23 protein-coding genes are annotated in these 23,487 nt (G+C 71.7%); 11 read left to right on the top strand and 12 right to left on the bottom strand.

What is annotated here, in order from left to right:
* Positions 1-133: 133 nt before the first annotated feature.
* Entirely contained in the window at positions 134-1,066 is a 933-nt protein-coding gene (locus AB0367_RS32860) for an acyl-ACP desaturase (protein WP_366230375.1), read from the bottom strand.
* Positions 1,063-1,788, bottom strand: a complete 726-nt coding sequence (locus tag AB0367_RS32865; protein ID WP_366230376.1) for a lysophospholipid acyltransferase family protein — start codon at positions 1,786-1,788, stop codon at positions 1,063-1,065. Before AB0367_RS32865 ends, AB0367_RS32860 begins: the two co-directional genes overlap by 4 nt.
* Positions 1,789-1,865: 77 nt before the next feature.
* Here AB0367_RS32865 and AB0367_RS32870 point away from each other — a divergent pair, with 77 nt between their 5' ends.
* The 3 genes from AB0367_RS32870 (at position 1,866) to AB0367_RS32880 (ending at position 4,325) form a co-directional block, all read left to right on the top strand.
* A complete protein-coding gene (locus AB0367_RS32870) occupies positions 1,866-3,062 on the top strand; it encodes an AI-2E family transporter (RefSeq protein ID WP_366230377.1) in 1,197 nt (398 codons plus the stop codon).
* A gap of 292 nt (positions 3,063-3,354) precedes the next feature.
* Complete coding sequence (locus AB0367_RS32875) at positions 3,355-3,693, top strand: hypothetical protein (protein WP_366230378.1); 339 nt, start codon at positions 3,355-3,357, stop codon at positions 3,691-3,693.
* Positions 3,690-4,325 carry a nucleotidyl transferase AbiEii/AbiGii toxin family protein gene (locus tag AB0367_RS32880; protein WP_366230379.1) on the top strand — a complete coding sequence of 212 codons (636 nt, stop codon included), beginning with the start codon at positions 3,690-3,692 and terminating at the stop codon, positions 4,323-4,325. The genes AB0367_RS32875 and AB0367_RS32880 overlap by 4 nt, the downstream gene beginning before the upstream one ends.
* 96 nt (positions 4,326-4,421) lie before the next feature.
* Here the strand turns inward: AB0367_RS32880 and AB0367_RS32885 are convergent, their stop codons facing one another.
* The 3 genes from AB0367_RS32885 to AB0367_RS32895 all read right to left on the bottom strand — a co-directional run bounded on the left by AB0367_RS32885 (position 4,422) and on the right by AB0367_RS32895 (position 5,848).
* Positions 4,422-4,664 carry a PspC domain-containing protein gene (locus AB0367_RS32885; protein ID WP_366230380.1) on the bottom strand — a complete coding sequence of 81 codons (243 nt, stop codon included), beginning with the start codon at positions 4,662-4,664 and terminating at the stop codon, positions 4,422-4,424.
* Between the two features lie 145 nt (positions 4,665-4,809).
* A complete protein-coding gene (locus AB0367_RS32890) occupies positions 4,810-5,220 on the bottom strand; it encodes a hypothetical protein (protein ID WP_366230381.1) in 411 nt (136 codons plus the stop codon).
* Positions 5,221-5,263: 43 nt separating this feature from the next.
* Positions 5,264-5,848, bottom strand: coding sequence for a MarR family transcriptional regulator (locus AB0367_RS32895; protein ID WP_366230382.1), 585 nt, complete (start codon positions 5,846-5,848; stop codon positions 5,264-5,266).
* Between the two features lie 1,080 nt (positions 5,849-6,928).
* Here AB0367_RS32895 and AB0367_RS32900 point away from each other — a divergent pair.
* Positions 6,929-7,072, top strand: coding sequence for a hypothetical protein (locus AB0367_RS32900; RefSeq protein WP_366230383.1), 144 nt, complete (start codon positions 6,929-6,931; stop codon positions 7,070-7,072).
* 702 nt (positions 7,073-7,774) lie between these two features.
* Here the strand turns inward: AB0367_RS32900 and AB0367_RS32905 are convergent.
* A complete protein-coding gene (locus AB0367_RS32905) occupies positions 7,775-9,745 on the bottom strand; it encodes an MDR family MFS transporter (protein WP_366230384.1) in 1,971 nt (656 codons plus the stop codon).
* 116 nt (positions 9,746-9,861) lie between these two features.
* On the opposite strand from AB0367_RS32905, the gene AB0367_RS32910 reads away from it, so the two are divergent.
* The 7 genes from AB0367_RS32910 to AB0367_RS32940 all read left to right on the top strand — a co-directional run bounded on the left by AB0367_RS32910 (position 9,862) and on the right by AB0367_RS32940 (position 16,701).
* Positions 9,862-11,496 (top strand): ABC-F family ATP-binding cassette domain-containing protein, encoded by a 1,635-nt coding sequence (locus AB0367_RS32910; RefSeq protein ID WP_366230385.1) that lies wholly within the window; start codon positions 9,862-9,864, stop codon positions 11,494-11,496.
* On the top strand, positions 11,493-11,867 hold the full coding sequence (locus AB0367_RS32915; protein ID WP_366230386.1) for a TIGR03618 family F420-dependent PPOX class oxidoreductase: 375 nt from the start codon (positions 11,493-11,495) through the stop codon (positions 11,865-11,867). The genes AB0367_RS32910 and AB0367_RS32915 overlap by 4 nt, the downstream gene beginning before the upstream one ends.
* A gap of 48 nt (positions 11,868-11,915) precedes the next feature.
* Positions 11,916-13,076, top strand: a complete 1,161-nt coding sequence (locus AB0367_RS32920) for an ABC transporter substrate-binding protein (RefSeq protein ID WP_366230387.1) — start codon at positions 11,916-11,918, stop codon at positions 13,074-13,076.
* Positions 13,073-13,942: an ABC transporter permease subunit gene (locus tag AB0367_RS32925; RefSeq protein WP_366230388.1), complete on the top strand. Its 870-nt coding sequence runs from the start codon at positions 13,073-13,075 to the stop codon at positions 13,940-13,942. The genes AB0367_RS32920 and AB0367_RS32925 overlap by 4 nt, the downstream gene beginning before the upstream one ends.
* Positions 13,939-14,796, top strand: a complete 858-nt coding sequence (locus AB0367_RS32930; protein ID WP_366230389.1) for an ABC transporter permease subunit — start codon at positions 13,939-13,941, stop codon at positions 14,794-14,796. Before AB0367_RS32925 ends, AB0367_RS32930 begins: the two co-directional genes overlap by 4 nt.
* Positions 14,793-15,875, top strand: a complete 1,083-nt coding sequence (locus AB0367_RS32935) for an ABC transporter ATP-binding protein (protein WP_366230390.1) — start codon at positions 14,793-14,795, stop codon at positions 15,873-15,875. Before AB0367_RS32930 ends, AB0367_RS32935 begins: the two co-directional genes overlap by 4 nt.
* Positions 15,876-16,218: 343 nt before the next feature.
* A complete protein-coding gene (locus tag AB0367_RS32940) occupies positions 16,219-16,701 on the top strand; it encodes a peptidase inhibitor family I36 protein (protein WP_366230391.1) in 483 nt (160 codons plus the stop codon).
* A 6-nt stretch (positions 16,702-16,707) separates the two neighbouring features.
* On the opposite strand, the gene AB0367_RS32945 is transcribed toward AB0367_RS32940, so the two are convergent.
* From AB0367_RS32945 to AB0367_RS32970, 6 genes are all read right to left on the bottom strand, one after another.
* Positions 16,708-18,207, bottom strand: coding sequence for a hypothetical protein (locus AB0367_RS32945; protein WP_366230392.1), 1,500 nt, complete (start codon positions 18,205-18,207; stop codon positions 16,708-16,710).
* Positions 18,208-18,723: 516 nt separating this feature from the next.
* The gene (locus AB0367_RS32950; RefSeq protein ID WP_366230393.1) at positions 18,724-18,993 is read right to left on the bottom strand and encodes a hypothetical protein; all 270 of its coding nucleotides are present in this window, start codon (positions 18,991-18,993) and stop codon (positions 18,724-18,726) included.
* 154 nt (positions 18,994-19,147) lie between these two features.
* Positions 19,148-19,381 (bottom strand): hypothetical protein, encoded by a 234-nt coding sequence (locus tag AB0367_RS32955; RefSeq protein WP_366230394.1) that lies wholly within the window; start codon positions 19,379-19,381, stop codon positions 19,148-19,150.
* A gap of 389 nt (positions 19,382-19,770) precedes the next feature.
* Positions 19,771-19,923 (bottom strand): hypothetical protein, encoded by a 153-nt coding sequence (locus AB0367_RS32960; RefSeq protein ID WP_350558529.1) that lies wholly within the window; start codon positions 19,921-19,923, stop codon positions 19,771-19,773.
* Positions 19,924-19,995: 72 nt separating this feature from the next.
* Complete coding sequence (locus tag AB0367_RS32965) at positions 19,996-21,948, bottom strand: VWA domain-containing protein (RefSeq protein ID WP_366230395.1); 1,953 nt, start codon at positions 21,946-21,948, stop codon at positions 19,996-19,998.
* Between the two features lie 2 nt (positions 21,949-21,950).
* Positions 21,951-23,360 carry a sigma 54-interacting transcriptional regulator gene (locus AB0367_RS32970; protein ID WP_366230396.1) on the bottom strand — a complete coding sequence of 470 codons (1,410 nt, stop codon included), beginning with the start codon at positions 23,358-23,360 and terminating at the stop codon, positions 21,951-21,953.
* Between the last annotated feature and the right edge of the window lie 127 nt (positions 23,361-23,487).

Here is a 23,487-nt window from a genome sequence, read left to right on the forward strand (position 1 = left end):
GACGCCCACGCGAAGGCCCGGCGACAGGGGCGCGGCGGAGGTTTGACGGGGCGCTCATGCCGTACGACCGCCAAAAAAGGACGGGCGCCCGCAGCACGCGGGCGCCCGGAAAGGGTGCGAAAGGCGGACGCCGTCAGACGGCGGCCCGTGCACGCTGCGCCTCGCGGCGCTCGACGAAGCGTGACGCCTGGGCGTCGAGGTCGGCCATGAAGGTCGCGAGCTCGTCGCGCGCCGCCTCACCGTCGCCGGACAGCGACCGGTCGAACACGCGAACCTGGCGCAGCACCGGCGTCAGCACGTCGTCATGGTGCAGTCGCAGATCGTAGATGCCGGCCTTGGCGATCTGCACCGACTTGCGGCCGAAGTTCTCGATGGTGTGGCCGGGCATCTGGAACGTGGAGGCGACCTTGGTCACGGCGCGCATCGCGGTGTTGGGCGCGAGTTCGAACGCCGCGCTGAGCAGGTTGCGGTAGAAGATCATGTGCAGGTTCTCGTCGGCGGCGACGCGGGCCAGCAGCTGCTCACAGACCGGGTCACCGGAGACGGTGCCGGTGTTACGGTGCGAGACACGGGTCGCGAGCTCCTGGAACGACACGTACGCGACCGACTCGATCAGCCCGTCGTACGCGTTCTGGAAGCCGCCCTCCATGTGGGCCATGCGCGCCCGCTCGAGCGCGACCGGGTCGACGGCACGCGTCGCGAGCAGATAGTCACGGATCGCGATACCGTGCCGGCCCTCCTCGGCCGTCCACCGATGGACCCACGTCCCCCACGCGCCGTCACGCCCGAAGACGCTGGCGATCTCGTGGTGATAGCTGGGCAGGTTGTCCTCGGTCAGCAGGTTGACGACGAGGGAGACCCGGGCGACCTCGGACAGCTTGGACTGCCCCGGCGCCCACGCCTGTCCGCCGAGGACCCCGTCGAAGTCACGGGCCTCGCTCCACGGCACGTACTCGTGCGGGAACCACTCCTTGGCCGTGGCCAGGTGCCGGTTGAGATTCTCCTCAACGACGGGTTCGAGCTCGCGCAGCAGTACGAGCAGGTCGGTGGGTTCGGCTGGACTCACTGGGCCTCCGGTTCATAAACATCTGGTGCAGGTGCACTGCCGCCCAGGTGGGCCGGCAGCCACCACGCGTCGTCCGGACCCTTCGGCGCCTGCGGATACTCCCGCTGGGCCCGGTCGAGCATGGTCGTCATGCGGGCGCGTAACTCGGCGGAGACCGCGTCCTGGCTGTCGCGGCGCGCCGGGTACAACGGCTCCCCGATGTGAATCGTGACCGCCACGCCGCGCTGGGTGAGATCGCGGGGATGGCCCTTGGTCCAGAATCGCTGGGTGCCCCACAGCACCACGGGTATCAGCGGCGTGCCGGTGGCCGCGGCAAGGCGGGCCGCGCCACTCTTGAGCTCCTTGACGGTGAACGACTGGCTGATCGTCGCCTCGGGGAACACACCGACGACCTCGCCGGCCTTGAGCGCGGACAGCGCGGCCTTGTACGAGGCCATGCCCGCGTCGCGGTCGACCGGGATGTGGTGCATGCCGCGCATCAACGGGCCGCCGATGCCGTGGCGGAAGATCGAGTCCTTGGCCATGAACCGCACGAGGCGCTTGGAGGGGCGGGCACCGAGGCCACAGAAGATGAAGTCGAGATATGAGACGTGATTACAGGCGATGACGGCTCCCCCGTCAGCCGGCACGTGCTCCTCGCCCTCGATCGTGATCCTCATGTCGAGAAGCCGGAACATGGTCCGCGCGAGCGCGATGACCGGCGGGTACACCAGATCTGCCATGACCATACGCTAGCGGTCCACGCTGGAGCACACCCGGTACCCTGCCTCAAGTACAGGTGCATCCCAGGGAGTTCACAGTGCAGGATGAGGTGCAGGACCCGCCGGCGCCACCTTCGTCGCCACCCACGACATCCGAGCCCGTCGAGCCCGACGAGCCGTTCCGGCCCGCCGCGCCGGTGCGGCCGGAGATCGCGGTCGACATCGACGTGGTGGTCGTCGAGCCGCCGCCGCGGTTCGGCCGGCCCGGGCCGCCGATGCGCCGCTCGCCGCTGATCATCGGGTTCACCGCGGGGCTGGGCCTGGCGCTGGCGTACACCACGTATCTGGCGGTGCAGAACGTCCGCTCGATCCTGGTCCTCATCTTCATCGCGCTGTTCCTCGCGATCGGCCTCAATCCCGCGGTGGTACGGCTGAGGAAGTGGGGCATGCCGCGCGGGCTCGCCGTCGCCGCGGTCGGTATCGGCGCGATGCTGGTGCTGTGCGGCGGCGTCGTGGCGCTCATCCCGCCGCTCGTGCAGCAGAGCAACGCGCTGATCGAGAACCTCCCCCACTACATCGACAACCTGCAGCGAAGCGACCAGCTCAACCGCCTCAACGAGCAGTACCAGCTGCTGGACCAGCTCAAGAACGTCGCGACGCCGGGTAACGTCACCAAGGCGCTCGGTGGCGTCTGGGGCGGTGTGCAGGTCGCGTTCTCCGCGGTGTTCAACATCGTGATGGTCATCGTGCTGACGCTGTACTTCATGGCCGCCTTCGACCGGCTGAAGGAGGGCGGTTACCGGCTGGTGCCGGCGTCGCGCCGCGACCGCGTCCGGCTGCTCGGCGACGAGATCCTCACCAAGGTCGGCGCCTACCTGGGCGGCGCACTGGCGATCGCGGTCGTCGCGGGCCTGGCGTCGTTCGTGTTCCTGCTGATCATCGGCGTCGCGTATCCCTACGCCCTCGCCGTCCTCGTCGCGATCACCGACCTGATCCCGCAGATCGGCGCCACGCTGGGCGCGGTCGTGGTGAGCATTGTCGGATTCGCGACGTCGATCCAGGCCGGCATCGCATGTGTGGTGTTCTTCATCATCTATCAGCAGATCGAGAACTACGCGATCTACCCGACGGTGATGCGCCGCGCGGTGAAGGTCACCGACCTGGCGGCGATCCTGTCGGTGCTCATCGGCGTCGCGGTGCTCGGCATCGTCGGCGCGCTCGTGGCGATCCCCGTGGTCGCGGCGGTGCAACTGCTCATCCGCGAGGTCGTCATCCCTCGGCAGAACTCCCGCTGACCTGCCGCTGGTAACAGTCCCCTGCGGCATCGGCTCCGTTGCCGGTTCGGATCACCTGTCCGCACCACGGCCGGCAGGGCGGCCCCGCGCCGCTCCTGCTGGCTGCGGCGTGGAGGCCGACGGCCCGGACCGCGTTGGCCGGGTCGCTGGTGAGGAGCTCGACGAGCGCGGCGACGGGGATGCCGGCGCCACGCGGATCCAGGGACTCGTCACGCGCGAAAGCCGGGCCGAATCCGCTCGGCGCCGCGGTGGAGTGGCCCCGGTACAGCGGCGCCCGGGTACACTTCGGGCCATGCAGGACGAGTCGGCGCGCGGACCGGTGGCCTATCTGGTCCGTCCGCACCGTGCCGCCCTCGTCGCGCGGACCCTCGACGAGCTGCGCGGGCCGGTCCGCGGCGTCGTCGAGCTGCCGCAGCGGCTGATGTGGAACCCGCAGCGCCGGTTCGACCTCGGCAACCACGACCTGCTGCTGTGGATGTATGAGAACGTGCTGCGCGAGGCGATCCGCCACGACGAGCTGCGCCGCTTCCTCAACAAGCGGCTCCTCGTGCAGGTGTGGCCCGAGCTCAACCTGCCGCACGGCGTGCGCCGCGCGTGGGAGGCTCGGCACGCCGCGCTGCGCAGCCGGTGATCGCCTTTTACACCGACGTCGCTCGCGTAGCACTCGCCGTCGCGGAGCGTCACGGCTTCGTGCTCGGCGGTGGTTTCGCCTGGCTGATGAACGGCCTCGTCGAGCGCCCCACCGAGGACGTCGACCTGTTCACCGACACCGACGGCGCCGCGGGCGCGGCCGCCGACGCGGTGTGCGCGGCGCTGCGCGAGGCCGGGTACACGGTGCGCGAAGAGGAGGCCGACGACCTCCTCGAACTGTTCGCCGGCTTCGACCAGCGGGAGTTCACCGTGGGTGATGGTGATCGCACGGTACGTCTGACCCTCTCCCGCCTGGACCGCAGCCGGAGCCCCGTGATGATGGACGTCGGCCCCGTCATGCACCTGGACGACCTGATCGCCACGAAGGTCGCGGCGCTGGTCAATCGCCGCGAGGTACGCGACTACATCGACGTCGCCGCCGCGCTGGACCGGTACCCGGTCGCCGAGCTGCTGGACCTGGCCCGCCGCCAGGACCCGGCACTGGAGGACGACGACGTCGTGGCCGCCGGGCGCTACCTCGACCGCCTCGACGACGGCCGGTTCACCTTCTACGGCCTCGACGCGGAGCGGATCGCGGATCTGCGCCACCGCCTGCGAGACTGGCCGCGCTGACGCCCGACCGGGGAGAAATCGGCCCGTCGTGCGCCACGAGCACCGTGCCGCCGGGCGGCGACACCGGTGGATCGTCACGCCGGCACCGCCGGCCACTCAGGCGCCATAGGGCAGGTGATCGCTGGGCGCGGGGCTCACCGGCACCGGCGGCGCCTCGGGCATGACGATCCACAACATCGGGTACGCGAGGACCGCGACGCCCCCGGTCAGCAGGATGGACAGCAGGAACAGGGCGCGGACCATCGTGGGGTCGACACCGAAGTACTCGGCGATGCCGCCGAGGACGCCGGCGACGGTCCGGTCGGTTTGCGAGCGGCGCAGCCGCTTGATGTCGGTCATGACAGCAAGGTTGCCCGCCGAAGCACCCCGCCGGCCTCGGGTAACGCCCTGAGCTCCCCCTGAGTCCTCACCCCGGACACGCCCCGCTCGAACTACTCCAACCCGCGTCCGGCGACCTCGCCTGGTCGACCACCGGAAATGCACGCTAGGGCTCCCGAGCGACTGCCGCGCCAGTGAACGGCGCCCCGTCCATCGTTGTCGCCATCAGCCGCCACAATGTCACGTCGAAGATCAGCGTGATCGAGGTGATCCGGCCGTTTCCGAGCCGGAAGTGTTCGGCGGTACGTTGCGTGCCGACCGGTGTGGCTGTGTGCACGTCGTAGACGAGGACGGCCTCAGTCTCGCCGTACAGCTCGCTGATCATGTCGACACCGGTGACGACTTGGAGGAATCCGGGCAGTCCGGCCAGGTGACCGACGGGGTCGTCGGAGCTCATGAGCGGGCTCTGGAAGGTGAACTGCTCGGCAAGGTGCGCGACGGCGGCGGGTACGTCGCCGAGGAACCTCGCGTCGTGATACGCCCGAACGGTCTGTCGGGTCTGGTTGTTCGCTGTCATCGGATCCAGCTCTCCTGTCGGTGTCGGCTGTTCGGGATCCCATTCACGGCTGGGCCTCGTCCCCGCCGTCGGCCCGGCTCAGGTGCTGGTCGAGGTGATGCTGGTTGTCGACCAGGCGCAAGCAGAGATGCCGCAGCTGGATCAGCTCGGCGGGTGTGAAACCTCGGAATATCGCGGACATGGCAACCTGGGTGGGCAGCCGGAAGGAATCCATCCACTCCAGCCCCGCTGGAGTGATCCGGGCCAGAACGGAACGTCGGTCGCGCCGATCGGGAACCCGCTGGGCCAGCCCGTCGCGTTCGAGGGTGTCGACCAGCCCGGTGACATTGCGTGAACTCACGCCGGCCGACTGAGCAAGGTCACCGATGCTGATTCCGTCGTCGGGCACCGCACTGAGCCGAATCAGGATGTCGAGCGCCCCGGCGCTCAGGCCACGGCTGTTCGCCCCACGAGCACGCATACGGTCGACCGCGTGGGAGGCGGCGCGAACAGCGGCTGAGGCTTCGAGAGCAAGGGTGTCGCCCCCGACGGTGAACAAGGCCATAGCGGCCCTGACCTGGGGATCGAAAAGCCCGTCGTCAGGGTCGCGCTCCAGGCGGCCCTCTACAGATTTAGACACGTTCTTCATAGTGAAGCACTACTTCATTACGTACTTCCTTAACCCGTCGGCCAGAGTCGGCGGTTAAGAACGTACGTAATGCGAGCGCCACTTCCCCTCAGGCGTCCTAGGAAACTAGGTGGGAGGCGAAGCGGCGCGGCAGCTCGGTAAGCCGGACAGCCTGAACGGGTCCGGCCCAGACTGAGACGGTCGCCCGGAAAGCGAACACGGCGACTTCGCCGTGGCCAGGGACACGCCAGCGGCCTACCGGCGCTGCACCATTTGACATTATGGGCTGCCGTTCGGGGCGGTGGTTTCGATCGGGTTCTGGGATAATTACATGCATGGGGCAGCTGGGATTGTTTTCGAAGACGGAGTTGGCTGCCATGCGTGACCGGACCAGGTCACGTCGTTATTCTCCGGCGAAGGAGCAGTTCCGCCGGGAGCATGCGCGGCATCGGGAATGGGGCCTGGCCAGAAGGCACTCCGAGAAGCTGCGCCGCCTGCACGGTGACACCACCCCGCCGGCGGTCAGCGACCAGCGGGACGGTCAGATGCGTGGGCCGGTGCAGGGGCCGGTGCCGCCCTCACCGCCGCCGGTCACGCAGCCTGACCAGGAACGACGTCTCGAGAGCAGCGCCGCGGCGGACGACCGTGATCCCGCACCCCGCCAGGTGGACGGCGCCGGACGGCCCGGTCCTGTCCCGAAGCGTCGTCGCGAATCCACGCCACAGCCGCACCGACCCGCCGGCCCGGCAACGCACCGAATGATAGGCGAAAATATACGGCGACCGGTGCATCGCAGCCGTCTTTCGACAATGTCGCGCACGGCCGGGCGGCATTTCCGCCGCACGCTCCGCAAGGCGGGAACAAGCAACCGCTGCACTCGTGGACCGCCGCTGCCGATTCCCGAATATCTCGACAATGACGATGGCCCATGCAACGTGCACATCGGCGAATGCGGATGCGCTGCTTGCGGAGGTCACACCTTAACGCTGGACAGCGTCACCACAGTCCAAAGACGCAGCACACCCGTCTCCAATGCCGGGTAGCCCGGGAGGATCCCACCCCCAGGCTCCCACAGATCCGGACACTGGAGAGTCGACGGGGATGGCGCGGCCGTCTGTATTCGTCCGCCTCGTTGGGTCCGCAGGCACGGTGCTGGAGCGGACCTACGCCGAACTGCTCACCGGGGCCAAGATCCCACACGGCCCGAGGTCGTTCGGGGCCTACGCGATGCAGAGCGAGGCGTAACCCGCGCCGCTACCCAGGTTGGACAGCACAAGGTACGCAGCGCGCAGCCCGGCGCCTCCCGTGGGGCCGGAAGGCGCATTACGTCCGCGCCGTGCGCAGCGGATGGCGTAGGCGGCGCGTCGTGTCAGCGCGGGCCCGGCGCCGAGTGCAGCACCACCAAGTCCGGCTGCGTACCCTCGAGCGGCACCGGGACGACGCGGCGCAGCATCCTCAACCGGAACGGTTCGAACCCGGCGCAACGACGCCACGCACAACGCCACACCCAAATCGAACGCCAGCCCAGACGACACACCGCAACGCCGGGAGCCAGGACGGCCCGGCCCGGCCCGCAACGACGCCAAGCCGGAACGTGAACACGAACAACGGAGCGTCAGCGGGCGTAACGGGGTGAACCGTCCTCAGACCCGACGCAACGACGCCACGCACAAAATCGAACGCCAGCCCAGACGACACACCGCAACGCCGGGAGCCGGGACGGCCCGGCGCGCAACGACGCCAAGCCGGGACGTGAACACGAACGATGGAGCGTCAGCGGGCGTGATGGGGTGAACCGTCCTCAGACCCGACGCAACGACGCCACGCACACCGCCACGCCCAAAATCGAGCGCCAGCGTAGACGACGCGCCGCAGCGCCGGGAGCTGGGACGGCCCGGGCCCGGCGCAACGACGCCGAGCCGGGACGTGAACACGAACGATGGAGCGTCAGCGGGCGTGGCGGGGTGGGTCGTCCGTGGCTGGGGCCTCGGCGTCGGCCTCGTGGGCGCCGTCCGGCGCGGCATGGGCGGGGCGGTGGCCGTTGCCGCTCGCCTCTGCGACGCCGTCGGCCTCGTGGGCTCCTCCGGCCGAGACCAGCGCCGTCGACGACCAGTCGCCGCCGCTCGGCGACGCGGCCCCGTTCGGCGAGTGCGACGACGCGGATGCGTTCGCCTCCAGGGTCGGCGACAGGGCACCGTTCGGCGACGGGGCGGTGCCGGCGTCCGCCCCGGCGGCGGCACCAGCCGACGGCGGCGCGGCGGCCGCGGCCGCGGCGGCGTCCTCGGCGGCGCGGGCCTGGGCGGCGGACATCGAGACGAGCGGGATCTCGGGCAGGAACAGGATGACCAGGAAGCCGACGGCCATGATGCCGGCGGCGACCATGAACACGAGGCTCATCGAGTCGGAGAAGCCGACCTTGAACGGGTGGGACAGCGCGGCGTCGAGCTTCTCCAGGAACGACGTGTTGTTGAGGGAGTTGGCGCTGCCGGACGTCGCGGCCTGGCGGATGCCCTGCAACTGGTCGGGGTGGGCGCTCGCCGCGGCCTGGAAGGACTCGGTGGACTGGGCCGCGGTGAAGGCATTCTTGATCTTGTCGGGCAGGATGCTGAACAGGACCGACAGGAAGACGGCGGCGCCGAGCGTTCCACCCATCGACCGGAAGAACGCCACCGCCGAGGTGGCCACGCCGATCTCGCGCGGATTGGCGGCGTTCTGCACGGCGGTGATCACCGGCTGCATGTTGCCGCCCAGGCCGAGGCCCATGACCACCATGATCAGCATCGTGCGCCACAGCGGGGTGTCGGCGGTGATGCGCGTGAACAGCGCCAGGGCGGCGAACATGAGGATCGAGCCGACGATCGGGAAGATCCGGTAGCGGCCGGTGCGGGCGATGACCTGGCCGGAGACGATCGAGCCGGTCATGATGCCCAGCACGAGCGGCAGCAGCATGAGGCCGGCCTTGGTCGGCGTCGCGCCCTTGACGATCTGCAGGTAGAGCGGCAGCGTCAGCAGGCCGCCGAACATCGCCATGCCCAGGATGAAGCTGCTGATCGAGGCGACCGAGAACGTCCGGCCGCCGAAGAGCCGCAGCGGCAGCAGGGCCTCGTCCTTGTACGCGGCCTCGGCGGTGAGGAACAGCACCAGGCCGACCGCGCCGATGCCGAAGCACAGCAGGGAGCGGCCGGAACTCCAGCCCCACTCGCGGCCCTGCTCGGCGACGGTGAGCAGCGGCACCAGGGTCACGATGAGGGCGAGCGCGCCGGGCCAGTCGATGCGGTGGTCCTGGCGGCGGTGCGGGATGTGCAGCACCCGCATGACGACGAGGAACGCGGCGAGAGCGATGGGCACGTTGATGTAGAAGATCCAGCGCCAGCCGGTGATGCCCAGGATCTCGCTGGAGCCGGCGAAGAAGCCGCCGAGGACCGGGCCGAGGACGCTGGAGGTGCCGAACACGGCCAGGAAGTAGCCCTGATACTTGGCCCGCTCCCGGGGCGGCACCACGTCGCCGATGATGGCGAACGCGAGGGAGAACAGGCCGCCGGCGCCGATGCCCTGGACGGCCCGGAAGGCGGCGAGCTCGTAGATCGAACCGGACAGCCCGCAGAGCACCGAGCCGACGATGAAGATGCCGATCGAGAAGAGGATGAACGGCTTGCGCCCGTAGATGTCCGACAGCTTGCCATACAGCGGGGTGGAGATCGTCGAGGTGATCAGGAAGGCGGTGGTGGCCCACGCCTGCAGGGAGAAGCCGCCGAGATCGTCGGCGATGGTGCGCATGGCGGTCGACACGATGGTCTGGTCCAGCGCGGCGAGGAACATCGCCATCATGAGACCGGTCAGGATGGTCACGATCTGCCGGTGCGTCAGCGTGGTGTCCACTGTCGCGGCCCGCGCGGCCGCCGCTGGTGGTGTGCTCAAGGCGTTTCTCCCGATGAGAGCATGCCGTTTCGATCCGATGCCGTTTCAGAATTCACGCTACTCCTCGATCGGTGACACTAGTCGGGGGGTACGACAGAAATCGGAGGAACGAACGCGTGGCAGCAACACTGGTGGTCAAGGATCTCGCCGCCGGGCACGGGGACAAGGCGCTGTTCACCGGCCTGGACCTGGTCGTGGCGCCCGGTGACGTGGTCGGTCTGGTGGGGGTGAACGGGGCCGGCAAGTCGACGCTGCTGCGCACCCTCGCCGGCCTGCTGCCCGTTGAGCAGGGCGCGGTGCAGCTCAACCCGCCGACGGCGACGATCGGGTATCTGCCGCAGGAGCCGGACCGCAGCCCGGGCGAGACGCTGCGCGCGTTTCTGGCCCGCCGCACCGGCGTGGCCGAGGCCCAGACCCGCCTGGACGCGGCGGCCGAGGCGCTCACCGGGGACGACGCGGCCGCCGAGGAGTACAGCGCGGCCCTGGAGCGCTGGCTCGCCCTGGGCGGCGCCGACCTGGACGAGCGGGCCGGCGAGGTCGCCGCCGACCTGGGCCTGGCCGTTGACCTCGACCTGGAGATGACGGCGCTGTCCGGCGGCCAGGCCGCGCGCGCCGGGCTCGCCAGCCTGCTGCTGTCGCGGTACGACATCCTCCTGCTCGACGAACCGACCAACGACCTGGACCTGGACGGCCTGGACAGGATCGAGGGTTTCATCAACGGCCAGAAGAACAAGGCCGTCATCGTGGTGAGCCACGACCGGGAGTTCCTCACCCGCAGCACCACCGCCGTCCTCGAGCTCGACCTGCACCAGCAGCAGGTCAACTTCTACGGCGGCGGCTACGAGGCCTACCTGCAGGAGCGTGCCACAGCCCGGCGCCACGCCCGGGAGCGCTACGAGGACTACGCCGAGACGCGCTCCGACCTCGAGGCACGCGCCCGCATGCAGCGCGCCTGGATGGAGAAGGGCGTCAAGAACGCGCGACGCAAGCAGTCCGACAACAACAAGATGGGCAAGTCGAAGAAGATCGAGTCGACGGAGAAGCAGGCGGCGAAGGCTCGCCAGACCGAGCGGCTCATCGAGCGGCTCGAGGTGGTCGAGGAGCCGCGCAAGGAGTGGCAGTTGCGGATGGAGATCGCCGCGGCGCCCCGGGCCGGTGCCGTCGTGGCCACCCTGCACGGCGCGGTGGTGCGCCGCGGCTCCTTCACGCTGGGCCCGGTCGATCTGCAGGTCGACTGGGCCGACCGGATCGCGATCACCGGCGCCAACGGGTCGGGCAAGACGACGCTGCTCGGCGCGCTGCTCGGGCGGCTGCCGCTCGACGAGGGCCGCGCCTACCTGGGCCCGGGTGTCGTGGTCGGCGAGGTCGACCAGGCCCGCCGGATGTTCGAGGGCACCGAGTCGCTGCTGGACGCGTTCCAGCTCGCGGTACCGCAGCAGAATCCCGCCGACGTGCGGACCCTGCTGGCGAAGTTCGGGCTGAAGGCCGGGCACGTGGTGCGACCGGCGGCGAGCCTGTCGCCCGGCGAGCGCACCCGCGCGGCGCTGGCACTGCTGCAGGGCAAGGGCGTGAACTGCCTGGTCCTGGACGAGCCGACCAACCACCTCGACCTGCCGGCGATCGAGCAGCTCGAGTCGGCGCTGGAGACCTACCCGGGCACGCTGCTGCTGGTCACGCACGACCGGCGGATGCTGGATGCGGTGCGCACCGACCGGCACGTGCACGTCGAGGCTGGAAAGGCGACGGCATGAGTAGCCTGGCCGAGTTCTGGACCGAGCGGCACCTGTGCACGGTCACCACGATCCGCCGCGACGGCACCCCGCACAGCGTCCCGGTCGGCGCCACCTACGACCCGGCGACGAACACGGCGCGGATCATCACATCCGGCAAATCGCAGAAGGTCCGAAATGTCGAGCACGGCGGCCGGATCGCGATCTGCCAGATCGACGGCAGGCGCTGGAGCACCCTCGAGGGCGAGGCCGTGATCGCCAGAGATCCGCAGGTCGTCGCCGACGCCGAGCGACGCTACGCGGCGCGGTACAAGCCGCCGCGGAGCAATCCCGACCGCGTCGTGATCGTCGTCACCGTGTCGAGGGTGTTGGGCACCTATCGGCCGGTGTGACACACGACGTTCAGTAACCGGCAAGCACCCGACCCGACGCTGTCGCGCATGACGCGAAACATCGTGCGACGCGGGACCGTCGCGGTGGTCTTGTCGGTGGCCGTGGTGGCCGCCGCGGCCGGCTGCGGGTCATCGCAGAAGGCCGCGGACGCCCAGAACAACAGCGGCGGTGCCGCCTCCGCCACGTCCGCGCAGGACCTCGGCGGGCTCGATGCGCTGGTCGCCGCGGCGAAGGCGGAGGGCCAGCTCAACGTGATCGCGCTGCCGCGCGACTGGGCCAACTACGGCGAGATCATCGACACCTTCAGCAAGAAGTACGGAATCAAGGTCAACAGCGACAACCCCGACGGCTCGAGCCAGGACGAGATCAACGCCGTCAAGTCGCTCAAGGGCCAGGACCGCGCGCCCGACGTGCTCGACCTCGGCGGCGCGTTCGCCCTGTCCGGCGCGAAGGACGGCCTGTTCGCGCCGTACAAGGTGCTGACCTGGGCCGACATCCCGGACAACCAGAAGGATGCCTCCGGCGCCTGGTACCACGACTACGGCGGCTACATCTCCATCGGCTGCGACGCCAAGAAGATCGCGGTCTGCCCCCAGACATTCGCCGAGCTCAAGAAGCCGGAGTACAAGGGCAAGGTCGCGCTCAACGGCGACCCCACCAAGGCCGGCGCGGCGTTCGCCGGCGTGTTCGCCGCGGCCCTGGCCAGCGGCGGCGGCTTCACCAACATCCAGCCCGGCATCGACTACTTCGCCGCGCTGAAGAAGTCCGGCAACTTCATCCCGGTCGAGTCGACCCCGGCCACCATCGAGAAGGGCGAGACCCCGATCTCGATCGACTGGGACTACCTCAACGCCGGCTACACCAAGGAGCTGTCCGCCAAGGGCATCGACTGGAAGGTCGCGGTGCCCAGCGACGGCGTCTACGGCAACTTCTACTGCCAGGCGATCAGCAAGACCGCCCCGCACCCGGCCGCCGCGCGGCTGTGGCAGGAGTTCCTGTTCTCCGACGAGGGTCAGAACCTGTGGCTGAAGGGCGCGGCCCGGCCGGTCCGGCTGCCGAAGATGACCACGTCCGGCACGGCCGACGCCACGCTGCTGGCCGCCCTGCCGAAGGTCGACACCACCGACGCGCAGCTGCCCTCCCCGGACCAGGTCGACGCGGCCAAGAAGGTCCTCACCGACGGCTGGACCAAGGCGCTGACCGGGTGACAACCGCCGTGCCGACGCCCCGGGTGCGGTCCCTCGCGGACCGCGCCCGGCGGTGCGGCCCCTGGCTGGCGGTCGCACCGTTCCTCATCGTGATGGTCATCGGCCTGGTACTGCCGGTGCTCGCCCTGGCCGCGGGCGCGTTCGAGGGCGACGCGATCAAGAGCTCGTTCAGCAGCGGGTACCGCACGGCCTTCTGGGGCTCGGTCAAGCTCTCCGTCGTCTGCGCCGTGCTCGGCGCCGTGGCAGGGGTGCTCGTCGCCCGCGCCGTGCTGTCCGGCGGCGCCCTGCTGCGCCGGCTCGTGCTCACCGCCTCCGGCGTGCTGGCCAACTTCGGCGGCGTCCCGCTCGCGTTCATGTTCATCGCCACGATCGGCAACGCCGGCATCGTCACCAGCCTGCTGCACGACTGGACCGGCTTCGACCTCGGCGACTCCCCGTTCAGCCTCTACCAGTTCGGCGGGCTCGCGGTCGTCTACCTCTACTTCCTGGTGCCGCTGATGGTCATCGTCATCGCCCCCGCGCTGGACGGCGTGCGCGCCGAGTGGTCCGAGGCCGCGCAGAACCTCGGGGCCACCCGGGCGCAGTACTGGCGCCATGTGGGCGGCCCGCTGCTCGCCCCGCCGATCGCGGCCGGGGCGCTGCTGCTGTTCTGCGGCTCGCTGTCGGCGTTCGCCACCGCCCAGGCCATGGTCGGCGGCACGGTACCCCTGGTCACGCTCCAGATCGCCAACGCCCTGTCCGGCAACGTCTCGCCCGACAACGCCGGCGTCGGCGCGGCACTGGCGATCGAGATGATCATCCTGGTCGCCGTCGTGATGGCCGCCTACTGGACGATCGAGCGCCGGACGGCGAGGTGGCTGCGGTGACGGCGGTGCTGACGCGGCCGGTCGAGGCTCCCGCCGTACGCGGGCGCAGGAACGCGACCAGCATCGTCGTGCTGATCGTGGCGGGCGTCTACTTCCTGGTCCCGCTGGCCGCGGCGATCTGGTTCACCGTCCAGGACAAGGTCCACGGCGGCGTGACCGGCGAGTACTACACGAGCATCCCCCAGGCCGAGGGCTTCGCCGGCGCGCTGCGCCGCTCGTTGACGCTGGCGGTGCTGAGCGTCCTCGGCGTCCTGCTCGTCACCGTGCCCGCGATGCTTGCCGTGACGCTGCGGCTGCCGCGGCTGCGCCCGCTCGTGGAGGGCCTGTCGCTGTTGCCGCTGGTCATCCCGCCGATCGCGCTGGTCGCCGGGGTCCGCGACATGCTGGCCCTGGGCCCCGACCAGCTGGCCGGCACGCCGCTGGGCGACGCGCTGGTCTCCTCGCAGGACCCCGACCTGCCGATCATCCTCGTCGTCGTGTACATCGTGCTGGCCACGCCGTTCGCGTACCGCTCCCTGGACGCGGGCATCCGCGCCGTCGACGCTCGGACGCTGGTCGACGCGGCGCGTGGCCTGGGCTCGTCATGGTTCGACGTCGTGTGGCGGGTGCTGCTGCCCAACCTGCGCGGCGCGGTGCTCGGCGCGGCGTTCCTCACGCTCGGCCTGGTGCTGGGCGAGTACACGATCGCCGGCATCCTGCTCTTCGAGACCCTCCCGACCTGGCTGGTGAAGATCTCCGGCCAGAACGGGCAGCTGTCCGTCTCCGTCAGCACCGCCAGCCTGCTGTTCACCTGGCTCCTGCTCCTCGTCGTGTCCCTGGCGGACCGGCGCCCAACCTCACGGAGGGACTCATGAGTGCGGTCGGTGTGCGCATGCTCGGCATGCGCCGCAGCTTCGGGGCGGTGCGCGCGCTCGACGGGCTCGACCTGGTCATCGAGCCGGGCGAGTTCATCGCGCTGCTCGGCCCGTCCGGCTGCGGCAAGACCACCGCGCTGCGGGTCCTGGCCGGGTTCGAGACGGCCGACGCCGGCAGCGTATGGGTCGGCGACCGGGACATCACCGGCCTGGCGCCGAACAAGCGGGACATGGGCATGGTGTTCCAGGCTTTCAGCCTGTTCCCCAACCTCACCGCCGCCGACAACGTCGCCTTCGGGCTGCGGGTGCGCGGCGTCGACGGCGCGGCCCGCCGCAAACGCGCCGCGGACCTGCTCGAGCTCGTCGGGCTCGGGCAGGCCGGCAAGCGGTACCCGCACCAGCTCTCCGGCGGTCAGCAGCAGCGCGTCGCGCTGGCCCGCGCCCTGGCGATCGAGCCGCGGGTGCTGCTGCTCGACGAGCCGCTGTCGGCGCTGGACGCGCAGGTCCGCGTCCAGCTGCGCGACGAGATCCGCCGCATCCAGCAGCGGCTGGGCATCACCACCCTGTTCGTCACACACGATCAGGGCGAGGCGCTCAGCGTCGCCGACCGCGTCGGGGTCATGCGCGCCGGGCGCCTGGAGCAGCTGGCCGACCCCGACACGCTGTACCACCGCCCGGCCACGCCGTTCGTCGGCGAGTTCGTCGGCACGATGAACCGCCTGCCCGGCGTCCTCGGCCCGCACGGCACGGTGCGGGTCCTCGGCGCCGACCGGCCGGTGGCCGAGGGCAGCGAAGCCGCCCCGGGCGACGTGGTCGTGCTGGTACGCCCGGAGGCGATGACGCTGAGCGCGTCGGACAGCGGCACCGCGCTGGTCGTGGTCCGCACCTTCCACGGCGCGCTGACCCGCCTGTCGGTCCGGCTCGGCGACGGCGACGAGGCCTTCGTCGACCTGCCCAGCCCGGCGGCGGCCGGGATCCGCCCCGGCGACACGGTCACCGTCGGTGTCGGCGAGGGCGCGGTCCTGGTCGCGGCCGCGGGCGACACCCCGGCCCGCGTCCCGGCCCACGAGGACGCCTGAGCGCCCACCCGCTTGGCGCTGGCGTCGCGGTGGAGGGCCTCGGCTCCCCCGGGCCCCTCGGTCATGCCCGGTGCGCTCGCCGGGACGGTCCGCGCCGCCGGTACGCGACGCCGCTGACTGCAAGTTGCAGACCGGCCGGACCGTTACGGTCCGTACGATGCCGCGCCGCGCGAATTGTGCGGCCTGCACAAACGTCGGGCGTCGCACAATTCGGCCGCATCCGTGCTGTACTGCGTGGCGAGCGCCGCACATTCACTCATGCCACAGTATGAAGCCGTCTGGTCACACATCAATGACGACACATACGGTCACGGGCACGGCGGGAAAGCCGGGGGGTCCGGCGGTGCCGCCGCTGGGGGACGGCATGTGGAAGACGTGCGCAGGGTTCATGGCCGCGCTGGCGCTCGCCGGCGCGGCGGCGGCCGCGCCGGTGGGGTCCGACGTGGCCGCCTACCTCACCGCGTATCCGGGCGGCCGGCCGGTCGGCGGCTCGGACATCAGCTACGCCGGCGGCAGCTTCGTGGTGACGGTGACCGCGCCACGGCAGCAGACCGCGCTGGTCGACTGCCCGTCGGGCTGGTTCTGCTTCTACGACCGGCCCGACTACGGCTACCCGCGCGGGAAACTGTCCTCGTGCGGCTGGCAGAGCCTGGCCAGCTGGGGCTGGCAGGACCGGGTGGAGTCGGCCTACTACAACCTGTCGCGGGGCTCGGTGCAGTTCCTCGACGGCGGGTACGGGCTGTTCCAGATCGGGGTCGGGGCGCGCGCCATCGGCGACGCGAGCCCCTACCGCAACATGGCGACCGACGTGTACCGGTACTGCTGAACGGGCCTACTGCTGGGGAAGGCGGTCGGACCAGCCGGACTCGACGTAGGCGATGTCCTCGACGTTGACCGCGCCGGCCGCCGGCACCGGTTCGGCCAGCTGGGCGCCGAGCAGCCGCCCGTCGGCACCGTCGAACAGCAGCGTGACCCGCTTGCCGCGGGCACCGTCGGCACTGACCGCGAGGCCGGGCCGGCCGAGCCGGTCGACGCCCTGGCCACGCAGCACGAGCCCGTCCTGCGCGGCGAGCATGCGCAGGACCGCTGCGCTCTGCTGCGGGTCGAGGGGGTAGCTGTCGGCGAGGTCGATGCACAGCAGCAACGCTCGCGCATGCCCGTCCGGCTTCGGCCGCTGCCCGCCGACCAGGACGGCCAGCACCGCCGGGTCCGTGCTCGGCGGCCCCGCGGACCGCGGCGCGCCGGGCGGCAGCTCCTCGGCGCGGGTGGCCGGGGCGGCGCCGCGCCGCGTCACGGTGACGACCCGGCGGCCCTGGGCGTCGTTGGCCCAGCACAACCGCTCGTCGGTGCGCACCTCGGGCGCGTCGGCCTCGGTCGCCTCGACGGTCCAGTCGGCGCGGTGCACGCAGCGGTACCGCCCGGCCGGCGCCGGGCCGGCCCGCTCGGCCCGGTCTGCGAGGTCGAGCAGGCGCTGCCCGGCGGCGCCCTCCGCCCGCGGCTCAAGGGTCGGCGGCGCCGAACCGGACGCCAGGTTTCCCACGACCGGCGAGCCGGGGCCGCCGGGTGCGCCGCCGGCCAGCAGCGCGGCCGCACTGGCGAGCCCCAGCAGTACCGACGCGGCCAGCCCGGCCGCCACACGGGTCCGCCGGCGCCGTCGCGGGGCCGCGACCCTGGCCGGCCACACGACGGGTCCGGGCGGCGCGGCGGCCTCGAGCGGGGCGGACGCGGCTGGTGGAGCGGGCGGGGCCGCCACGGCGAGCTGCCGGTGCCGCTCGACCCAGCGGCCGACGTCGTCGAGCGCGCCGCCGGCGGTGTAGACCAGCCAGGCGAGCGCGTGCTCGGTGAGCCGGCCCGGCTCCGCGGACACGATCAGGTCCCGGCCGTCCGGGACGGGCTGGGGCACGAAGTCGGGGCAACCGTCGCGGGCGGCCGCGGCGGCACGGTCCGCGCAGGTGCCGATGTCCACGCCCACGTCCCGCAGCATCGCCTGGAGCAGCCTCAGCAGGCCCTCTCGATCACCGGCGGTGTCGAGGTCGGGACTGTACCGGGCGGCGAGGGCGGCATGGTGCGCGTGGCTTTCGCGCCACTCGTCGAGGTCCGGGCCGGTGACGTCACAGCCCTTGAGGTAGGCCTCGGCCTGCGCCCACGACGGCATGGTGCGGCCGTTGTCGACCAGGGACATGGTGCTCGCGCCGTAGTTGCCCTTCTTGGCCTGCGCGCTGCGGCTGGGGGTGCCGGCGCGGGTCAGCTCGGAGCGCAACAGCCGGGCGAACTCGGCGACCGGCCCGTGGCCGTGGATGCGGTTGTGCCGCCGGCCACGCCGCCCGCTCACCGCGAGCGGCCCGCGACGGCGGGCGGGTGGGCGTGGAGGGGCCGCCGGGGAGGGGTCGCGACCATCTGCTGCGCTCGCTTTCGCGTGACGAGACGGGGCGACGCCCTACCGGATGGCGTAGGGCGTCCCCCGGGATCGGGTTCAGCGGTGCACTGTGCCGGGTGCCCCGTGAGCGCCAACCGGTTGCAGCCGACCGGCGCCGACCGGCTGTCGGAATCGTGCCATCGCGGCCGCGGATCGCGCCAGCGCAAACGGGCGGGAAAATCGTCGCGGCCACCACTTGCATTGCTGTTCATCAATCAATCTGATCACCGTACGGGCGTCATCCAGGTGGCTGAGGCGGGCCCGGCCGTACGGCGCGGGCTGCCACCTTACCGGCCGGAGCGAACCGGCCGCATCGGCATCCGTCTCCGTATCCACGTGCCGGTGAACCGGCCGCGCGTCCCTGTGGCGCCCCGCAACGATGCGGTAACGTCGCCGCAGCCGCCAAGGCTCCCGGTCCGACCCGCAACGGGTTCAGCGGTCACGGGACGGGGGTCTCTCGTTGCAGCGGGAGGCCCCCACTTCGGCTCGGCCACCCCGGACCGCCACCCGCCGCATCAGCCGGCCTGCCGCGGCCGCGACGGCGAGCACCATCGCCGCGACACCCTTCGGGCCCACGCCGGCGCCGAGGGCGAGCGCCGCGAATCCGAACACCGACCCGAGTGCCACCAGGCCCAGTACCGCGTCCACCAGCAGCGCCGCCGACCAGCCCGGGTCGGCGCGGCGCCGCGTGCGTTCCGCCATCGCATTCCTCCTCGATCTCCATTTCGGCGCACGGGCGTGCGCCGCGGGTGATCGTTGCACCCCCGCAAGCCATGGCAAGAGATCAAATGCCCGGGAATTGTCCGCGGTCTGTGCGATTCGCCGGGCAGGCGAATGCCGAACAAATCACCGATGGTCACCCGTACAGATCCGGGCGGCCGCCGGGCTCGGCGTAGAGCACCGCGACGGCGAACCGGTCGCCGTCGGGCGCGGTGACCGATCGGGCCACCCACTCGGCACCGTCGAGATGGCGGTACAGCCGCTCGCGCAGCGCGGCGTCGGCGGGCATCGGCACGAAGTACAGCCGGCGGCGCCCCTGCCCGCGCATGATCAGCCGCAGCAGTTCCCACGCGAAACGTCGCACGCTCACCCGGGCATCATAGGGCCGTAGGGCCGCATTCGCCAGGCGGTGCAGCCGGCCGGCTGGACCCGGCCGGGGCGGCGTCAGGCGGACCGCGTCGACGCCGGTGACGACGCGGCGGCGAAACGCCGTGACTGAGTGCGGTCGCCGCCTCGCGCCTGGACAGCGTCGCGCCGCGGCTGAGTGCCGTCGCCGCCTCGCGCCTGGACGTCGCGCCGTGACTGACCGCATCGCCGCAGACGACGCCGTAGCCGGCCGGCGCGGTGACCACCTCGTCGTCCATCAGGACGGCGCTGCCGCGAACCGCGGCGCCTTCGGCCCACCGGCGGCCCGCGCCGACCGGGGAAAGAGCAAGGCCGGCGCCTGGGGCGCCGGCCTTGAAGCACACGTTGCCGAGGTCACCAATAGTGCCGCCGGCCGATCGGGCGGCCCAGCGAGCCGAGGATCCACAGCACCGCACCGACGATGAGCAACACGATACCGATCGTCTCGATGATGCCGACGTGGAGGAACAGGCCGATCAGGAACAGGATCAAACCGAGGATGATCATTTCAGCTCCCGGGAGGTGGGTACCGATCTACATTGATCTGGTACCCCTTCGTCCCGCGGTCGCAAACACGGATCACCCCCGGCGGCCCCGGCGGGCCCGGATGTAGTCGGAGACGACGTATCGGCCCAGGTCGCCGGCGTCGGGGGTGAAGACCCGGCCGCCACTGCGCCGGGCGACCGCGTCGACGAAGCGGCGCAGGCCGGGGTCCTCGCCGAGCATGAAGAAGTTCAGCACCGCCCCGTAGCGGGTCAGGTGGTCCACCTCGTGCACGGTCGCGGCGACCGTCTGCCTGGTCGAGGGCCACATGAAGTGCGAGGTGCCGTCGTCGAGCAGGTGCGCGGTCGGCTCGCCGTCGGTCACGACCAGCACGACCGGGTCGGCGGCCGGGTGCCGGCGCAGGTGCCGGGCGGCGAGCTTGAGGGCGTGCTGCAGGTTGGTGCCCTGCACCATGTCGGGTTCGACCGCGGCGAGTTCCTCCTGCGACAGCCTCGTCGCGTAGCGGCCGAAGCCGATGATCTGCAGCGCGTCCTGCGGGAACCGGGTCGCGACCAGGTGCGACAGCGCGAGCGCGGCCTGCTTCATCGGGCCCCACCGGCCGTCGGCCATCATCGAGAAGGAGAGGTCGACGCAGAGTGCGACGGCCGCCGACACCCGCCGCTCGGTCTCGGCGATCTCGAAGTCCTCGACGTCCAGGCCGATGGGCATCGTGGTGATCCCGCCCGAGGCCTGGCGGCGCACGGCGTTGCCGATCGTGCGCACGACGTCGATGGCCTGCTCGTCGCCATACCGCCACCGCCGCGACGCCCCGGTGAGCTCCCCGGCGGCACCGGCGTCGCGCAGGTCGTGCTGGCCCTGGCGGCCGGCGTGCAGCTGGGCGAACACGGTGCGCAGCGCGGTGCCGCCGAGCCGGCGCAGCGCCTTGGGGCTCAGCGTGAGCCCGTCGGCGCCGCGGGTCACCCAGCCCTGCCGGCGCAGCTGCTGCTCGAGCTCCCGCAGCCGGCGCACGTCGTCGGCGGCGGCGCGGCCCAGCTGCCGCTCGACCGCCTCCACGTCGACGTCGTCGAGGGTCGCGCCCGGGTGTTCCTGGCCGAGCTGGTCGAGCAGGTCGTCGAGGTCGCCGATCTCCTCCAGCGCGCCGGCGGCGTCGCCATAGCCGAGGTCGCGTTCGCCGCGGACCCGTTCACCCCGGCCCCAGTTGAGGCCGGGCCGCAGCGCCCGCAGGTTGTCGGTGAGCTGGGCGAGCTCACCGGCGAGGTCGCCCAGCGACTGCGCCATCAGCTCCTCCAGCTCGGCGCGCTGCTGCGGCGACAGGGAGCGCATGAGCCGCTCCCCCGCCGCGGCCCGGCGGGCCAGGGCGTCGATGAGCTCGTCGACGTTGGCCGGCCGCTCGGGGAAGGAGTCACCGTGGCGGTTCATGAACTCGGCGAACGCGTCGTCGGTGTCCTCGCCGCGGGCGTGCTTGGCCAGCAGGGCGTTGAGGTCCTGCAACATCTCGCGCATCGCGGCCTGCGACTGCGGGTCGCGCAGGGCCCGCCGCATGCCCTGGAAGCGCTGCTCGACGATCTCCTGGCGGAGCTGGTCGAGGATCCGCTGGTACAGCTGCCGCGCCTCGTCAGACGTCCAGTCGTACTCCGACAGCTCCGACACGGCCCGGGCGGTCGAGCGCGGCAGCGCGTCGAGCTGGGCCTCGGCGAACCGGGCGTCGTCGGTGTCCAGCCGGGTGAGGGCGTCGCGCTCGGCGGCCAGGGCCTGGTCGAGCAGCTGCTGGGCGCGGGTCACGGCGCCGTCGAGGGAGCCGCGGCGCATGGCGTCGCGGCGCATCCGGCGGGCCCGGGCGAGCAGGTCGTCCAGGCCACGCCCGCCCTGCGGGCCGCGGCGCAGCAGGTCGCGCAGCGCCTCGCGCAGGCTGCCACCCTCGAGCACCTGCGCGCCGACCTGGTCGACGGCGGCGCGCACGTCGTAGGGCGGGGCGAGCGGGTCGGGCCCGCCGCGCCAGGCCCCGTAGCGGAACCGGTTGTGCCGCAAGATCAGCCTCCGTAGACGGTGCGGCCGTCGTCGGTCAGGTCCTTGGACAGCCGCCGGGTCAGGTGCAGGCCCTCCAGGGCGAACTCGACGGCGGCCGCCGCCTCGCCCCGGCCGGGCGCGTCGCCGAGGCCGAGCCGGTCGAGGACCTTGGCCAGCCCCGGCACGGTGCCGGCCTGACGCAGGATCTCCTCGGCGCCGGTCAGCTCACCGGTCTCGATGACCTGACCCTCGCCGACGAGGTCGGTGAACCCGGACAGGTCCAGCCCGGCCAGGCGGCTGCGGAAGGTGTCCGCGGTCGCGGTGCGCAGCAGGTGGGCGAGGATCTCGATCTCGCGGCCCTCCTCGCCGCTGTCGAACTCGACCTTGCCGCGCAGCGTGCTGGTCACCGACACGGTGTCGCCGATGCGGGCCACCGGCTGGTCCTCGCCGAGGATGCCGGCCCGGCGCAGCGCGGACGCGGCGACGGTCTCGGCGGCGGCGATGGCGAAGCGGGCGGAGACGCCGGAGCGGGCGTCGACCGACGGCGACTCGCGCACCGCGCGGGTGAAGCGGGCGAGGACCTCGACGACGTGGTCGGGAACCCGGGCGACGAGCCGGGCCTCCTGGCGTACCAGATCCATCTCCAGGTCCAGGTCCAGCGGGTAGTGCGTGCGGATCTCGGCGCCGAAGCGGTCCTTCAGCGGCGTGATGATGCGGCCGCGGTTGGTGTAGTCCTCGGGGTTGGCGCTGGCCACGAGCAGGATGTCCAGCGGCAGCCGCAGCTGGTAGCCGCGGACCTGGATGTCGCGCTCCTCCAGCACGTTGAGCAGCGACACCTGGATGCGCTCGGCGAGGTCGGGCAGCTCGTTGACGGCGAAGATGCCGCGGTTGGTGCGCGGCACGAGGCCGAAGTGGATGGTCTCGGGGTCGCCGAGGGTGCGGCCCTGCGCGACCCGGATCGGATCGACGTCGCCGATGAGGTCGCCGACGCTGGTGTCGGGCGTGGCGAGCTTCTCGCCGTAGCGCAGCGACCGGTGCAGCCAGTCGACCGGCAGCGCGTCGCCGGCCTCGGCCGCGAGGCGCCGCGACGCGGGCGTGACGGGCTCGAATGGGTGCTCGTTGAGCTCGGACCCGGCGATCACCGGCGTCCATTCGTCCAGCAGTGAGATCAGGCCGCGGATGACCCGGGTCTTGCCCTGGCCGCGCTCGCCGAGCAGGACCAGGTCGTGCCCGGCGAGGATCGCCCGCTCCAGCTCGGGCAGGACGGTGTCGTCGTAGCCGACGATGCCGGGGAAGCGGGGCTCGCCGGAGCGCAGCCGGGCGATGAGGTTTTCGCGCAGCTCCTCCTTGACGGTGCGGAACCGGTGGCCTTCGGCGCGGAGCTCGCCTGACGTGCGGGGCAGGTCCAAGGGCTGGTCTGGCGTCACAGTCACCGTTTGAACCTAGCGCGCCCCACCAGCTTCCCGCGGCCCCGGCGCGCCGCGGGAACCGCGCCGCGGCGGCCGGCTGCGCGGCCGGCGGGGCGGATGGCGCGGCATCCGCGGGGTCACCACGGCCGGG

It is taken from the genome of Dactylosporangium sp. NPDC051484, from assembly GCF_040689395.1.
Lineage (GTDB): Bacteria > Actinomycetota > Actinomycetes > Mycobacteriales > Micromonosporaceae > Dactylosporangium.

Excerpts from the sequence above, each read along its gene's own strand:
- AB0367_RS32865 (WP_366230376.1), bottom strand. The coding sequence starts at position 1,788 with ATGGCAGATCTGGTGTACCCGCCGGTCATCGCGCTCGCGCGGACCATG.
- AB0367_RS32875 (WP_366230378.1), top strand. The coding sequence starts at position 3,355 with ATGCAGGACGAGTCGGCGCGCGGACCGGTGGCCTATCTGGTCCGTCCG.
- AB0367_RS32885 (WP_366230380.1), bottom strand. The coding sequence starts at position 4,664 with ATGACCGACATCAAGCGGCTGCGCCGCTCGCAAACCGACCGGACCGTC.
- AB0367_RS32890 (WP_366230381.1), bottom strand. The coding sequence starts at position 5,220 with ATGACAGCGAACAACCAGACCCGACAGACCGTTCGGGCGTATCACGAC.
- AB0367_RS32895 (WP_366230382.1), bottom strand. The coding sequence starts at position 5,848 with ATGAAGAACGTGTCTAAATCTGTAGAGGGCCGCCTGGAGCGCGACCCT.
- AB0367_RS32900 (WP_366230383.1), top strand. The coding sequence starts at position 6,929 with ATGGCGCGGCCGTCTGTATTCGTCCGCCTCGTTGGGTCCGCAGGCACG.
- AB0367_RS32915 (WP_366230386.1), top strand. The coding sequence starts at position 11,493 with ATGAGTAGCCTGGCCGAGTTCTGGACCGAGCGGCACCTGTGCACGGTC.
- AB0367_RS32920 (WP_366230387.1), top strand. The coding sequence starts at position 11,916 with ATGACGCGAAACATCGTGCGACGCGGGACCGTCGCGGTGGTCTTGTCG.
- AB0367_RS32935 (WP_366230390.1), top strand. The coding sequence starts at position 14,793 with ATGAGTGCGGTCGGTGTGCGCATGCTCGGCATGCGCCGCAGCTTCGGG.
- AB0367_RS32950 (WP_366230393.1), bottom strand. The coding sequence starts at position 18,993 with ATGGCGGAACGCACGCGGCGCCGCGCCGACCCGGGCTGGTCGGCGGCG.
- AB0367_RS32960 (WP_350558529.1), bottom strand. The coding sequence starts at position 19,923 with ATGATCATCCTCGGTTTGATCCTGTTCCTGATCGGCCTGTTCCTCCAC.